This window comes from Thalassospira sp. Z349TD_5, assembly GCF_056173045.1.
Genome location: NZ_CM149654.1, coordinates 736569 through 750883, shown reverse-complemented (window position 1 = coordinate 750883; position 14315 = coordinate 736569). Strand labels below are relative to the sequence as shown.

At 54.1% G+C, this 14315-nt stretch carries 12 protein-coding genes and 3 tRNA genes; 7 read left to right on the top strand and 8 right to left on the bottom strand.

Features of this window, described 5'->3' with window-relative positions:
• Positions 1–246 precede the first annotated feature (246 nt).
• A tRNA-Leu gene (locus AC0VXT_RS03365) sits at positions 247–333 on the bottom strand.
• Between the two features lie 118 nt (positions 334–451).
• Here AC0VXT_RS03365 and lipB point away from each other — a divergent pair.
• The 3 genes from lipB (at position 452) to AC0VXT_RS03350 (ending at position 3057) form a co-directional block, all read left to right on the top strand.
• Positions 452–1114: a lipoyl(octanoyl) transferase LipB gene (lipB, locus tag AC0VXT_RS03360; RefSeq protein ID WP_022734358.1), complete on the top strand. Its 663-nt coding sequence runs from the start codon at positions 452–454 to the stop codon at positions 1112–1114.
• The gene (locus AC0VXT_RS03355) at positions 1111–2139 is read left to right on the top strand and encodes a diguanylate cyclase (protein ID WP_475547495.1); all 1029 of its coding nucleotides are present in this window, start codon (positions 1111–1113) and stop codon (positions 2137–2139) included. Before lipB ends, AC0VXT_RS03355 begins: the two co-directional genes overlap by 4 nt.
• A 378-nt stretch (positions 2140–2517) precedes the next feature.
• The gene (locus AC0VXT_RS03350) at positions 2518–3057 is read left to right on the top strand and encodes a hypothetical protein (RefSeq protein ID WP_028791874.1); all 540 of its coding nucleotides are present in this window, start codon (positions 2518–2520) and stop codon (positions 3055–3057) included.
• A 342-nt stretch (positions 3058–3399) separates the two neighbouring features.
• On the opposite strand, the gene AC0VXT_RS03345 is transcribed toward AC0VXT_RS03350, so the two are convergent.
• Positions 3400–3753, bottom strand: a complete 354-nt coding sequence (locus tag AC0VXT_RS03345; RefSeq protein ID WP_475547494.1) for a DUF4169 family protein — start codon at positions 3751–3753, stop codon at positions 3400–3402.
• A gap of 159 nt (positions 3754–3912) precedes the next feature.
• Positions 3913–5034 (bottom strand): hypothetical protein, encoded by a 1122-nt coding sequence (locus AC0VXT_RS03340; RefSeq protein WP_022734363.1) that lies wholly within the window; start codon positions 5032–5034, stop codon positions 3913–3915.
• 337 nt (positions 5035–5371) lie between these two features.
• On the opposite strand from AC0VXT_RS03340, the gene AC0VXT_RS03335 reads away from it, so the two are divergent.
• The 3 genes from AC0VXT_RS03335 to AC0VXT_RS03325 all read left to right on the top strand — a co-directional run bounded on the left by AC0VXT_RS03335 (position 5372) and on the right by AC0VXT_RS03325 (position 6628).
• Positions 5372–5448 (top strand) — tRNA-Arg (locus AC0VXT_RS03335).
• Positions 5449–5505: 57 nt separating this feature from the next.
• Positions 5506–5582: transfer RNA gene (locus tag AC0VXT_RS03330), tRNA-Arg, on the top strand.
• A gap of 227 nt (positions 5583–5809) precedes the next feature.
• Positions 5810–6628, top strand: a complete 819-nt coding sequence (locus AC0VXT_RS03325; RefSeq protein ID WP_475547493.1) for a tellurite resistance TerB family protein — start codon at positions 5810–5812, stop codon at positions 6626–6628.
• Between the two features lie 173 nt (positions 6629–6801).
• On the opposite strand, the gene AC0VXT_RS03320 is transcribed toward AC0VXT_RS03325, so the two are convergent.
• Positions 6802–7290, bottom strand: coding sequence for a fasciclin domain-containing protein (locus AC0VXT_RS03320; protein WP_475547492.1), 489 nt, complete (start codon positions 7288–7290; stop codon positions 6802–6804).
• Between the two features lie 256 nt (positions 7291–7546).
• Between AC0VXT_RS03320 and AC0VXT_RS03315 the strand changes: the two genes are divergently transcribed.
• Positions 7547–8068, top strand: a complete 522-nt coding sequence (locus AC0VXT_RS03315; RefSeq protein ID WP_475547491.1) for an ACT domain-containing protein — start codon at positions 7547–7549, stop codon at positions 8066–8068.
• Positions 8069–8083: 15 nt separating this feature from the next.
• Here AC0VXT_RS03315 and AC0VXT_RS03310 read toward each other — a convergent pair whose 3' ends face one another.
• The 4 genes from AC0VXT_RS03310 to AC0VXT_RS03295 all read right to left on the bottom strand — a co-directional run bounded on the left by AC0VXT_RS03310 (position 8084) and on the right by AC0VXT_RS03295 (position 14296).
• Positions 8084–9823, bottom strand: coding sequence for a calcium-binding protein (locus AC0VXT_RS03310; RefSeq protein WP_475547490.1), 1740 nt, complete (start codon positions 9821–9823; stop codon positions 8084–8086).
• Between the two features lie 41 nt (positions 9824–9864).
• Positions 9865–11100: a calcium-binding protein gene (locus AC0VXT_RS03305; protein WP_475547489.1), complete on the bottom strand. Its 1236-nt coding sequence runs from the start codon at positions 11098–11100 to the stop codon at positions 9865–9867.
• An 82-nt stretch (positions 11101–11182) separates the two neighbouring features.
• On the bottom strand, positions 11183–12967 hold the full coding sequence (locus AC0VXT_RS03300) for a calcium-binding protein (RefSeq protein WP_475547488.1): 1785 nt from the start codon (positions 12965–12967) through the stop codon (positions 11183–11185).
• 168 nt (positions 12968–13135) lie between these two features.
• On the bottom strand, positions 13136–14296 hold the full coding sequence (locus tag AC0VXT_RS03295; protein WP_475547487.1) for a GGDEF domain-containing protein: 1161 nt from the start codon (positions 14294–14296) through the stop codon (positions 13136–13138).
• Positions 14297–14315 lie beyond the last annotated feature (19 nt).

The following is a 14315-nucleotide window of genomic DNA, read 5'->3' as shown; positions in this document are numbered from 1 at the left end:
AAAGGGCTGCATTGCGTAATTTTCAACGCGGCACTGCACAATAAATCAATCACTTGCACCGGCACGGCCCGTGGCCAAACATCCTGTCTGATCCTTGCTGTTCCAAACGCATTGTAGGACATATATCAGCAGGAACCAAAAACGAAAAAACCCGCCATTTCTGGCGGGGTCTTTTTCATGATATCCTATGGCCTGAGCCAAGGGCCAGAATCAAAAAAGCCCCCTCTTAAAAAGAGGAGGCGTTTTTGGTGCGGTCGAGAAGACTCGAACTTCCACGGGGGTTAGCCCACAGCGACCTCAACGCTGCGCGTCTACCAATTCCGCCACGACCGCATATGTCGTAACAACAAGGCTACTGAGGTAAGTTTGTAGGCTTGCCTTGCTGCGAAAAGGGAGATAGCAAATTGATTACCCCTGATCAAGGGCTCATTTCACTTATTTGACAGGAAAAATGCAAAGCATCGCCCCAACCGCGCAAATCCCCGACTGGCGCACCGCCTCCGGGTTGGTTTCATACCCCGAAGCACTGGCAGAAATGGAAGCCCGCGCTGACGCCATCCATGCGGGAAAAGCAAGGGAACTCATATGGTTTTTGGAACACCCCCCGCTTTATACATCGGGAACCAGCGCGCATATCGAGGACCTTGTCGATCCGGATCGCTTTCCTGTTTATAACGCCGGACGCGGCGGACAATATACCTATCATGGACCGGGCCAACGCATCGCGTACCTGATGCTGGACCTTAAAACACGCGGTCGTGACGTGCGCGCCTATGTTCATAACCTCGAAGAATGGGTGATTCGCACCCTCTCCCTGCTCGGTGTCACCGGCGAACGCCGCGATGGACGTGTTGGCATCTGGGTGGTGCGCGATGACGGCCGCGAAGACAAGATTTCCGCCATCGGGGTGCGGGTGCGTCGTTGGGTGACCTTTCATGGCATCGCGATCAACGTATCACCCGACCTGTCGCATTTTGGCGGCATTGTTCCCTGCGGCATTGCCGACCACGGCGTCACAAGTTTGGCCGACCTTGGCGTCGATATTTCTATGGAAGAACTCGACCGCCTGTTAAAACAAACCTTTACGGAAATCTTTCCCGGAACATCTGCATGAGTGACAGGTCGCAATCGGCCCCAGTAAAAGCCGCTGCCAAAAGCCCCGCCAAAGGCCATAAAATGCCTGGAAGTGTTGCTGACGGCGGAATGGCGGATGCCGAACGCGACATTCTGGCCGAACTCGACAAGGCCCTTGGCGAACATGTTGCCTTGCTGCTGCGCTGGAACAGGATACTGGTGCTGCCCGATTCTCCGTTGCCATCGGACGTCGATGGCAACGACCATGACCATGACCATGACGCTACCCATCACCATGATTGTGATTTCGGGGCCTGGTACGCGATCAACCGCCATAACCGGTTGATTGACCAGCCTGCAATGCATGCACTGGCAACAACGCATCAGCAACTTCACGAGTCGGCCAGACGACTTATCGAAGGCCGTGAGCTTGACGGCGAAGTTGACCCCGCTGAATTCGATATGATGGCCTTACGGGCCGAATCCTTTTTTTCCCAACTGCGCCGCCTTGAACGCGCCTTTAGAACCGCCCGATCCGATGTCGATCCTCTCACGGGCACCTATAACCGGCAAACCATGCTGGGCGACCTGAACGCCGAACGCGAACGCGCAATCCGGACCGAAGTCCCAACCGCCGTTGCTCTGGTGGACCTTGATCACTTCAAGGCCGTTAATGACACCCACGGCCATCAGACCGGTGACATGGTCCTGCAATCGATTGCCGGCATCCTGCAATCGCATGTACGCCCGTTTGATAAGGTTTACCGTTATGGCGGTGAAGAATTCCTGATCTGCCTGCCCAACGCCGACATGACACAATGTGCGCGCGTACTTGAACGGTTGCGCCGCGTGGTCGAGGCATCCCCCGTCCCCATCACCGAGACAACCACCTTGCCGGTAACCGCATCGATTGGCGCAGCCCCGATGACCAAGGGGCGCAGCGTCGAACAAATCATCGAAAAGGCCGATCAGGCGCTTTATGCCGCCAAGCAAGGCGGCCGCAACCGGGTCCGCGTCTGGCGTAATCCGGACGATAAAAAACCCGCAAAAAAGCACAAAAAATAGCGCATCGGCTCGCACCTTCCCGACAAAGCCGCAACGATACGCGCCGTAAACTTCAACCGGCAAAGCAACGCTTGATAGGATGTGTCACATTCTGATCAAACCGGCGTCGTCAGGTTGATGCCGATAAATTGATCAAAAATATCAAAAACCTTTCGGCACGCGGGCAACGCAAAACCACACGCTTTTTCAGTTTATTAGCCGTTTGATGGGCCAAAACCACACAGCAAGATAAAAATTTCAACCAAAGCGCAATCTTGTCTTCACAAGTTAGAAACATATCTGCAAACTATAATAATAAAAAGCAGCAGGGCTTTGCCCACCACAGAATAGCTGCACGCTTGGGAGGGAATTCGTTTCGATCTGAACGGAGGCCCATGAATGACAAGTTCTATGAATTTTGCGCCTGGCGACCCTGCCTTGATGCTGACGGTTCTGCGCAGTGCCGGGGAAAACCTTGATCGCAGTATGCTTTTGGGGCGTGTTTTGTCCCTTTTCTGTACTGACGATGATGGCAATCAGGTTGCCATTGAAGACAACGCTGACCTGCAGCGTCGCATCGAAAATGCGGTTACCCATCTTGAAATGGCGGGTCTGATTTGCCAGACAGCCGGGGCGGAACTTTCCATCACCTCACTTGGCACGGCCATGATGATGGCTTACCCGCTTGGTATTGATGACGGCGTTTTGTGCTCTCTTCCCGCTTTCCGCAACCAGATGTATGAAACCAACGCACCGGTGGTCCGCCAGCGCTATCTGCCAAATTCGGCCCTTGGCTCTGGATTTTCCGCAGGGCTCGATGCGCATCGACTGACTGAAAACCCCTATCCATCAGACTCTCGCGACCATGAAGACTGGCTTATGGGCTGGGATGAGGCCCTTGATCAAAGCAAACGCGAAGCAGAAACGCTTCTGAACTAGCGCCGCGTTTTGATCTTGGAATGTAAAAAGAAGATATGTGACCACTACCGAATTGCGTGGGAATATGTGTGCTGCGTTAAGCTACATTAATCCCGCATCGCATCATCGGTAGTGTGATTTGAATTCCCGGCAACACCCGCCGGTATGGCCGCCAAGCATCTGCTTTTGATCGGCCTGCTTCCTGTCCGCGTGATCTCGCTGCTGGCATCAAATACCTGTCACAGTGCACCAGATCCGGGCAAAGATACCCTTCCCCTTATGCGCAGCGACAGCCTCCTCAAAACCCGACGACAGAACACGTCCGTCATAGCGTTTTGAGAAACGGCATCATATTCGGCGCCCCTATTGGCGGTCGGGGATATTGGGTGAGAATATTGAAATGACGTTGGTTTGGTCATCTTTGACAGGGGCGGCATCGCCGTCCTTGGTTTCAGGACCATCCGAAACCACCGGTCCGCAATTCAGTCCGGAATTGATCTGATCGGCATGTGCGCCAACATCGGAAACCGGCACAGACGCATCCACCATCAAACGATGCCCATCAAGATGCTTGTCTGCCTTTTGATGTTCGGCATCCGTCAATCGGCGTTCTTCGCGTGACCGCCCATGCAAGGCACGATTGGCATCGGCCTTTTTGGCCTTCTGATCGCGTTGCTTGCGTTTGCGTTCCTGCCGCAGATTAACGAGGTCGCCCATAGCACCTTGCTTGTTGTCCGTCACACATCATTTGGCCACACCAACAGTTGGCATGATCAGACTATAATGTGTTTGCACAAGCCCCAAAAAACAAGCGGGCGCCTCGAAATATCGAGGCACCCGCCATAGCCGTTCTTAAAATCCGTTCTGTCTGCCGACTTAGCGCACGAAGACGTGGACCTCATTGGCAGAAACAGATGCGCTGGTCGCATCAGAAGCACGCACGCGCGACCCTGGCATGCCCATATCGGCCAACGACCGAAGAACTGCCTGCGCGTTGCGCTTGGATTTATTGGAATTCAGCGCAACCTGTGCCGGGGTGCCCCGGTTCGGTGTCACCGCAACAACATCAAAGCTTGCCTGCGGGCGACGCTCCAGAACGCGGTTAACCGCGTTATAAAGGGCCTGCTCGTATTTCACGCTGGCACTATCAAACCGGATCACCACAAGCGGGCGGTCACTGGTTGATGCCATGCGCTGGCTGCTGGGCGCTGGTGCGGCCTGCGACTGGAAGACACGCTTGGAAAGTGAGTCCCCGAAAATCTCGCCATTCTTAACAGCCAGTGCAAGCGCGTTAAGGTTCGCCCGCTCCGTACTGACATAAGATGTCTGGCGCGAAAGGCTTTCGCTGATTTCGTTCAGAAGACGGTCAATCAGCACCGTGGTGCGGTTGGTTTCGTCTTCAAGCAGTGCCAACTGACGATGGTCTTCGTCAACAGCACCGGAAACCTGATAGGCCGAGCGAACGGACTCAAGCAAGAAGGTTGACAGGGTCGAATCTGCTGCAACCTTGTTGGCCAATGAGTTCAACGCGGCGATATCGTCGTTCACACGGTCAAGTTCAGACTGTGCGGTGTTCCACTGCTGGACCAGAACCGGGTTACCCGGCGTGGTGCCAACTTGCAGGCGCGCACTGATCGCCGCCACAGTGCCATGATAGGCCTGCGAATGCGATACGGTCTGTCCACGCAACTGCTGTAATTCATTATTGTGTTGGTTCAGAGCCGACTTAAGACGGTTCAGCTCCTGCTGCATGTTTTCAACCCGCGAACCAACAAAGGTTCCGGTCTGTGACACACCGGTTAACGGCTGCGTGCTTTGCGCCGCATCGTAACTGGTTGCGGCATCACTCCCCATCGGTTCAGAAGCAGCGACAGCGGAATTTTCCGTATCGGAGTCTGATCCGGCAAGTGTCGGCCAAAGGGCCTCAGAAGAAAAAGAACATCCCCCCAGCATCAGGGCGGCGCCAATCAAGGCAAGGTAGGTTTTACGAACGGCCATTTCGATCTATTACCTAAGTAGAAATATGCGAATCTCCCTGGGCCCGCTTTTTATGAGAAGAAACAAGCCCCTGTTCCCCCGGGATTGAATGCATCTTAGTCTACGACCACTTGTGGAACAAGACGCATTTGCCCCTTTTTTGCCGAGTCCTCTCCATAATGCCGACAAACGGGACAAAGCCGGGCAAAACAACGCCCTAGCAAGGCGGAAAATGGCCCTCACGGGAAAAATACGGTTTTTTGAAATTTACTGCTTGCAATGACCCGCTCGTTTGCATAAGTTCCGCTCCGCCGACGGGGAGTTCGTACAGAGCAAACCGGCGGAAACGCTAGACAAAGCGCCCGTAGCTCAGCTGGATAGAGTATCTGACTACGAATCAGAGGGCCGGAGGTTCGAATCCTTCCGGGCGCACCATCGGAAGGCTCGACGTTCACGCGTCGAGCCTTCGCCATTTAGCGTAGAACATAAAATGCGCCCGTAGCTCAGCTGGATAGAGTATCTGACTACGAATCAGAGGGCCGGAGGTTCGAATCCTTCCGGGCGCACCATTGAAAGGCTCGACGTTCCCGCGTCGGGCCTTTGTCATTTGCCCGGAACAGTCTTGCGCAAACCTTCCCCAATCCCCCCTGACTTTCCCCGCGAAAATGTGACCCATATCACTGCGTTGCCCACAAAAAGGGCCTCAAAGCACGACTTTGCCCATATCGGTCTTGCCGTTTGCCGCCCCCTAAACATATCGAGCATTGGGCAAAGTAAAAAAATGCAGGAGATGTTCATGGATATCGGAAAACTTCTAAGCGATGTTTTGGGAAACTCGGGTGGCGGGCGTTCGACAATGTCCGGAAAACTGGGCGGTATCGCAGACAGCCTCGCCAACAAAGGTGGCAACACCAGCGGCAATACTGGCGGTAAATCTGGCGGCTTGGCCAACATGGTTGGGAATAGCCTGGGCAGTGGCGTTGGTGGCGGATTGGTGGGGGGTGCGATCAGCGGCGGCTTGATGTCGGCCGTCCTGGGCTCCAAGAAAGGCCGCAAAATGGGTGGGAAAGTGCTGGCCTATGGCGGCACAGCCCTTGTTGCCGGTCTGGCTTACAAGGCATGGCGCGATTACAAAAACAACGCGTCCCCCAAGGATCACAGTCAGGACAGCGACCTTGACCACGTCCCTGCCGACAGCGGCTTTTCCCCGGAACTCGAACGCAGCCGCGACAACGCCGATTTTCGCCTGACCTTGATCCGCGCAATGATCGCAGCAGCCAAATCCGACGGACATATTGATCAGACGGAACATAAACGCATCGCCAAACAGATTGAGGCCCTTAACCTCGGCCCAAACGAAAAGGCATTCCTGTTTGACGCCTTTTCCGCTGATTCCGACCCGATGCAGACCGCCAAGCTGGCACGCACTCAGGAACAGGCCGCAGAAATCTATCTTGCGTCCTGTCTGGCAATCGACCCGGATGATCCAGAGGAAGAACGCTATCTTGAACGCCTTGGTGACTGCCTCGACCTTGCAATGGATTTACGCCGGCACCTTGATCATCAGGCCATCAGCGTCCGTCAGAATATGCTTGAAACCACCCCGGTCAGCTAAGCCCTTTTGCTTTAAAGCAGCCCAATCCGTAATGGCCCAATCCGGAAGCATTCCAACGCTTTGAACCTTTTCTGACATGCCCAAGGCGATCAAACCGATTACGTGCATCATCGTAAAAAAACGCAGCCCCGCACGAACACGTGCGGGGCTGCGCTGCTTAAATGGCCTGCGACTTACATGCCCGGCATGATCACGGTATCAATGACGTGGATCACACCGTTATCGGCCTTAATATCGGCCGAGGTAACAGTTGCGCCGTCAACCATCACGCCGTTCATGGCATTCACATCAATCGTGTCGCCCTGAACGCTTTTGACCATCATTTCCTTGCCTGCGATATCACCTGACATCACTTTGCCCGGCACAACGTGATAGGTCAGAACGGCCACAAGCTTGTCTTTGTTCTCCGGCTTGAGCAGATCCTCAACCGTACCGGCGGGCAATTTGGCAAAGGCCTCATCGGTCGGTGCAAATACCGTGAACGGGCCTTCACCCTTTAAGGTATCGACCAAACCTGCGGCCTTCACTGCGGCAACCAGTGTCGTGAACGATCCGGCAGATACCGCCGTGTTGACAATGTCTGCGGCCTTGGCCGACATTGCGCCAAAGGTCAAAGTCGCACCGGCAACAACTGCAAGAACGGTTTTTTTGAACGCACGCATCTCTCAAACTCCTGTAAGTTTGTTATGTTGAACATTGCTGTTCGAAATTACGCTGTCGGGATGCTTACGGGGCCGTCATGACGATCAGTTCATTCATATGATTGTGATCATCTGCTAGTAATCCGTTTGTGCCATCGGCACGTATCTGCGGCCTTGCGATCGCGGGTATAATTATCACTGCATGTCGGGCGACTGCGATGATATGCTCAAGCCTCGCCAATGCCCACGCGACCTTGAATATGACGGAGATTCTCAAATGAATGCCAATGCGCGGATCACCATTTCCTGCAATGACCGGGTCGGTCTTGTGTCCGACATCTCTGGCCGTATTTTTGACATCGGCGCCAATCTGGGACCGACATATTTTGCCCTTGAGGATGGCACGGCAAAATTCGAAACCAGCTGTGAGTTGCCTGACGGCTGCCCGGTGAGCGAATGCGCAACCGCACTGAACGCGCTGTCACTGGAAAATGCGGATATCAAGGTGGAAGAAATCGTTGCCATCCCGGAACTCACCACAGCGCCTGGCGCAACCCACATGATCGAATGTTCCGGCATTGATCAGCCCGGCCTAATCGCGCGTCTGTCAGAAATCTTTATCGAATACAACGCCAACATCGTGCGCCTTGCCGCCTCAAGCACCGATGAAAAGGACGCCCGGATTTACACCACACGCTTTGCCGTTACCATCGCGCCAGAACGGGCTAGCAACTGTCTGGCAACACTGGCCAATACGGCCGGATCAATGCGGCTGGTGTTTAAGTTTGACGAGCTTTAAGGGGCATGCCCCGGCTCAGCCAAGAATATCGTCATCAGCAAAGTCGAAATTGCTGCTGTCCAAATCGGATTTTTCAACACCATCAAGCACCACACCATAGGTGTGCCCGCGACCGTTGCTAAAATCGATATAGACACCTTCGTCGGTTTGCTGGGCATGCGCCAGCACGTCACTAATATCGTGAATGCCGCTATTGTCCTGAAACTCGGAACCAAGTGCGATACGGTCACCATAGCGCCCCGCCTGAAAATCACCTATCCGGTCGCGCTCAGGCCCGTCTTCGTATTCATTCCAGACGAATGTATTAGCCCCGCCGCCATCTTGGCGCCATTCGGTTCCGCCCAGAAGATAATCATTCCCGTCACCACCCTCGATGGTATCCGCGCCATAAGCCCCGATCAGAAAGTCATGTCCGCCACCGCCAGAAATAACATCATCGCCAAACCCGCCATACAGTTCGTTGCGGTCCTGATTTCCAATGAGGAAATCGTCTTCTGCTGATCCGATGATGTGGGTGAAACTGGAAATGACATCCCCTTGCGCATCCCCGCCAGACACAACGCCGGTCTCGATATTGGCATAAACGCCCTCTGAACCCGTACTCAATGTCTTTTGATACACCAGCCAGTTTTCGCCATCCCCACCATCAAGAACATCCGCACCGACACCGCCTTCGATCCGGTCGTCACCCGCCCCGCCAAGCAAAATGTCATTTCCGGCACCGCCGTTAAGCAAATCCTTTCCGTCACCGCCAAGGATGGTATCGTCACCGACGGTAACGCGAACTCCGTCATAGCCGTCACCGGCCAGTTGATCATTGCCATCGCCACCAATGATCAAATCATCCCCGGCATAGCCATCAATATCGTTGTCTTTGTCGCTGCCAATCAAAACGTCTTCGAAAGACGATCCATAGACATCTTCAATGCTTGAAAATACATCCCCGTCCGCCTCAGCACCACTGACTTGCGATGTCGCAAGATTGACGTAAACCGACGAAGACGCGTCGCGATAGTCGATCCGGTCCTGCCCGTCACCGCCGATCATAACGTCCCGGCCCGGCCCGCCATTGAAATAGTCATTCCCGCTGGTACCCAGCATCGTGTCATTCCCGGCATCCCCGTGCAGCGCACCACCGTCACCGCGCGCCTCAAGCAGGTCATCCCCGTCCCCGCCATGCAGGTAAACGTCATTATAAAGGCCACTTGCCCCCACCAGATGGTCGTCATGGTTTGAGCCATGAACGGTAAGGCCACGCACAGTTAAAAATACGTCGCCGTTGGCATCCCCGCCGTCAAATAGGCCGGCATCGAAATCAAGATGCACAGCTTCGGGCGAATGCGCATATGTCACCGCCCCCGACGTCAGATCAAACTGATCTGCACCAGCCCGGCCTTCCACCAGCTTCCAATGACCACTAAACGCGTCGTCATATCTGGTTCCGGTGATGCTGATGTTCGCAAAATCGGCCTGAACATCGCTCCGGTCAACATCACCCGCACCGTCACGAACATAGGTTGTGCCATCCCGATACAGATATGCGCGTTCGATCGCCACATCAGAATCAGCGTAATCAAGCGTCACATCCTGCCAGTCTTCGGTCAGAACAAATGTATCCGATCCCGGCCCACCGATCAGGGTATCGCCAATACCAACCGCCTCAAGGCGATCATCGCCCGCAAACCCGTATATCTGGTCAACATCGGCAGTCCCGATCAGGCTGTCATTTGCATCTGTTCCGATGATCTTGGCCATGGCGTCCTCCACTGGGTTGATCGGGCTTAACACTCCACCGATTACAGATCGTCAATCGGCAGTTCACCATCGTCGTCATCATCAAAAACGACATGCTCCGATGTCAGTTCATCAAGCGTGACCCCGTCAATCTGAACGCCATATCCATAATGACGGCCATCGGCGAAATCGACATACACGCCTGTGTCATTTTCGCTGGCGTGGTCCAGAAAATCATCGAAACTTTCAATCCCGCTTTTTTCCTGAAACGTTTTGCCAAAAACAAACCGGTCGCCCTGTTCACCGGTGTCAAAATCGGTAATGCGGTCACGCTCGGCACCGCCTTCAAAAACCGTCCATAAAAATGTATCTGATCCGGGCGCGCCACAGGCATCCCGACCATCACCGGTCAGAAGATCATTGCCATCCCCGCCTTCAAGGGTGTCATTGCCGCCACCGCCCGTCAGGACATCGTGGAAATCACCGCCGCGCAGATGATCGTCACCGTAAAATCCGTCCAGATGGTTGCGCCCCTCATCACCGATAATCACATCGGCGACACCCGAACCACGCACATTTTCAAACCCGTCAAACACATCTCCATCGGCGGTGCCACCCGATGCGGTCCCGGTCGCAAGGTTAATCGCCACCCCTTCGGTGCCGTTATCATTGTAATCAAGGGTATCCACCCCGGCCCCACCCGACAGGATGTCGCCATCGGCCCCGCCGCTAAGGCGATCATTCCCATCGCCGCCAATCAGAATGTCATTACCGTCCCGCCCGGTCAGGGTGTCATTGCCATCGCCGCCCAAAACGGTGTCGTCACCGGACGTATCGCCAAGATAATCGCCATACAGAAAATCATCCCCGTCACCCCCGATAAGAAGGTCACTACCGCCCCGCCCCCAAAGAACATCGCTTTGATCACTGCCAATCAGGGTATCGTCAAATTCCGTGCCATAGACGACTTCAATGTCACGCAGCACATCCCCCTCGGCTTCACCGCCAAATCCTGTGCCGGTTGCAAGATTGACGTGGACCGCATCCGTGGCATTTTCACCCTCATAAAACACCGCATCCCGGATGCCCGAGCCACCGTCCAACACATCCGCCCCGGCCCCCCCGGTCAGCCGGTCGTTTCCACCCCCGCCAACCAGTGTATCGTCCCCGTTTCCACCAAACAGGGAACTGATGCCATCATCGCCAATCAACGTGTCATCGCCATCCATGCCATACAGCGTACTGTTTGCCGTGGTTTCATACAGAACGTCGTCACCATCTGTTCCGATAAGCGGCACGATCATGCCCTCCGTCAAAGGTGCGCAAATAGAGGGTGGATTGGAATTTCGATCTGGATCAATGCCCTCGCCTGACGCACAGCTATCCAAGATAATCGGCGAAAATGACATTGTCGGGCGTCAATTCGTCAACTGTCATGTCATCGATTTGCACCCCATAGGCATAATGCCGCCCATTGGCAAAATCGATATAGACGCCGTCTTCATTATCGCTGGCATGTTCAAGGAAATCATCGAAGTCCTCGATGCCGCTTTTTTCCTGGAACGTTTTCCCAAACATCAAATGATTGCTGTATTCCCCGGCATCGGGATTGAAATCGGTGATGCGGTCGCGTTCAGCCCCGCCTTCAAACACACGCCAAACGAACGTCCCGCCGGTCAGAAGATCATTGCCGTCGCCCCCTTCGACCCAATCGTCTTGGCCATGCCCACCATTAAGAACGTCATGCCCGTCACCGCCAAAAACATGGTCATCGCCCGTGCTGCCATAGATCACATCCCGGCCAGCACCGCCCGACATGTAATCGTCGCCGAACCCGCCGTTCATTACGTCATCACCGTTACCGCCAAACATAACATCATCGGCGACATGGCCGGTCATCATGTCATCACCATTCCCACCCCACATAGAGGTTGGATCAGGTTCAATGAAATCATCGTAATAAACGTTAAGGGCGGTCAGCGTATCATTGCCCTCCCCGCCATAAAGGTGATCGCCCCCGTCATTGCCATGCAGGGTATCGTCGCCATCCCCGCCATCAAGCGTATCGCGGCCGCCCATGCCGTGCTGCTGGCCATGCAAGATGTCATCACCAGCCTCGCCATAGACAAATGTGCCCGAAAGGGTGTCGTTTCCCTCCCCGCCATAGATCGAATCATATCCGTAAAAGCCGTCGATCACGTTGTCGCCGTCATTGCCGATCAGGACGTCTGAATAGCGCGACCCGAATATATCCTCGACGCCGGTAATGACGTCACCCTCGGCATGGCCGCCACTGACAATCGCCGCACCATCCGTCAACTCGACATGAACACCCTCGTTGGAATGGATGAATGTGGCTTCATCCTGACCGTCTCCGCCATTGATGAAATCGGCACCCGACCCGCCATTCAGTGTGTCATCACCGCCATGGCCCAGCAGTGTATCATTGCCCCACTCACCCCAAAGTTCATTGGAACGCTCGCTCCCGACAAGGAAATCATCCCCGCCAGCTCCCATCAGGATACCGCCGCGCTCTTCACCGGCAATCAAGGTGTCGTCATGATTGGAGCCACGCACATTAAGATCGGGGGTTTCTTCCGTGTCATCGAGAATTGAAATCTGGTCGCCGTCCGCATCACCGCCAACACCGGTCATGCTGTCCTGATCAAAAATGACACCTTCTGGTGATTTGACGTATGTGACTGTTGCCTCATAAGGGCCGAAATTTCTGACATCCCGATAATCAAATATGATCGTATCGGCACCGCCGCCGCCATCAACGGAATAAAATTCCCCCTGAAGATAATCATCATGATCGGAACCGGTGAGGTCGAACTCCTGCTCATGGTAATAATCGTCGTTGTAAAACTCTAACGTATCGCCCTCGGCATCACCGCCATGTCCGGTAAGCTCGATATCGCGAGTCTCGCGGTCGTCATTATAATGATTGTAAAACTCGACATGAACCGGGTCGTCTGACAGTTCATAGGACAGCGTATAATCCTGGCTCGTCCGGGCAATAAAGGTATCTGCCCCAAGACCACCGATAATGGTGTCTCCACTGCCGAAATAGATGGTGTCATCACCTTCCAGACCATAGACAGTGTCATTGGTCCATTCGTCCCAGATTACGTCGTCTTGATTTGTACCGATGATGCGCGCCATTGGAATCCTCCATAAATAATGAAAAGACTCCAAAAGACTAACACCACAAAACTAATCGTAAAACGATAATAACAATAAATATATTGAACCAATAATTGTGTATTTTTACTTCAAATTTGAATTAATATTATTCGAAATTTCATTCGAATACTGAACATTTTCTTATATTCAGATGGAAATTCGATTGCGTCCAGCTTGCTTGGCCTCGTAAAGCTTCTGATCGGCGCGCTTCAAAACCGCCCAAGGGTCTTTTACATCCTCGTCAATTTCCGAAAGACCGACTGAAATCGTCACCGATACGGTTTTGTTTTTCTCGGGCACGGTGATTTTATTCTCGGCAATCCGTTTGCGCAGGGCCTCAAGCGGTTCATGGACTTTTTCTGCCGTGCGCCCGGCAAAGACAACCGTGAATTCTTCCCCGCCGTATCGGTATGCCTTGCCGCCCCCGCCAACACGGCCCAACTCACGCGCGACCTTTTTCAGGACAATATCGCCAACGTCATGCCCATAGGTGTCATTGAACTTTTTGAAATGATCAACATCAAGCATGGCAATCGCATACTGGCTGCCAAGTTCCGCCATGGCATGGCCAAGCGCACGCCGCCCGGCAAGCCCGGTCAAATCATCGACAAACGCCATCCGCCACGCTTCCTGCGCCAATCCGGCCAGTACCACGGCAGTCGCCGCCAGATAGCCATATTGAATGGCACCGGGGCCTATCACCGTTGCCACTGTGATGGCAATGATTGCTGCAGCAAAACTTGTCTCAAGCGGCTTATGACGGATCAACAACAAGATCACCGCAACCACAGACAGGATCATGGCCGGATGCGGCATGACCGACAGAAACCCGCCATCATTTATGAACCGGGTATCAAGCACGCGATAAAGTGCCAAGCCAACATCTGGCTGCCCTGCCAGCATCAACATGACAAAAATCTGCAACCCAAGCACCAGCATCCTTGCAATGCCACGCGGGTTTAAAACACCGCGTTCCGCCGTAAAACCAAGGATCAACAAGTTTGCCGGGATCACATAAAGGGTCGCAATGCGTAAAAAGGCCATTCCATCGGGCGAGAACCCGCCACCGTTGCCCACCAAAAGCCAGTAACACACCAGCAAAAGCAGCATGACAAAAACCGCGCGCCCACGGTTGAACCACCACGCAATCGCCCCGCCCAACCCAGCCAGAAGAAACGGGCCATACCGCACCAGCCCCGAAAGTTCCGCCGGCACAAGGCCGGGCGATATCGCCAGCACCAAACAGGCCCCCATGATCAACAATGGGGCCAGTCCGACAGAAACAAGGGTGGAATAAGCGCGACGCATGGGTCGTTTGATACTACCT

Coding starts and splice junctions, on each gene's coding strand:
- AC0VXT_RS03325 (WP_475547493.1), top strand. CDS start 5,810: ATGGATATCGGAAAACTTCTAAGCGATGTTTTGGGAAACTCGGGTGGC.
- AC0VXT_RS03315 (WP_475547491.1), top strand. CDS start 7,547: ATGAATGCCAATGCGCGGATCACCATTTCCTGCAATGACCGGGTCGGT.
- AC0VXT_RS03355 (WP_475547495.1), top strand. CDS start 1,111: ATGAGTGACAGGTCGCAATCGGCCCCAGTAAAAGCCGCTGCCAAAAGC.
- lipB (WP_022734358.1), top strand. CDS start 452: ATGCAAAGCATCGCCCCAACCGCGCAAATCCCCGACTGGCGCACCGCC.
- AC0VXT_RS03350 (WP_028791874.1), top strand. CDS start 2,518: ATGACAAGTTCTATGAATTTTGCGCCTGGCGACCCTGCCTTGATGCTG.
- AC0VXT_RS03340 (WP_022734363.1), bottom strand. CDS start 5,034: ATGGCCGTTCGTAAAACCTACCTTGCCTTGATTGGCGCCGCCCTGATG.
- AC0VXT_RS03320 (WP_475547492.1), bottom strand. CDS start 7,290: ATGCGTGCGTTCAAAAAAACCGTTCTTGCAGTTGTTGCCGGTGCGACT.
- AC0VXT_RS03295 (WP_475547487.1), bottom strand. CDS start 14,296: ATGCGTCGCGCTTATTCCACCCTTGTTTCTGTCGGACTGGCCCCATTG.
- AC0VXT_RS03300 (WP_475547488.1), bottom strand. CDS start 12,967: ATGGCGCGCATCATCGGTACAAATCAAGACGACGTAATCTGGGACGAA.
- AC0VXT_RS03310 (WP_475547490.1), bottom strand. CDS start 9,823: ATGGCCAAGATCATCGGAACAGATGCAAATGACAGCCTGATCGGGACT.
- AC0VXT_RS03345 (WP_475547494.1), bottom strand. CDS start 3,753: ATGGGCGACCTCGTTAATCTGCGGCAGGAACGCAAACGCAAGCAACGC.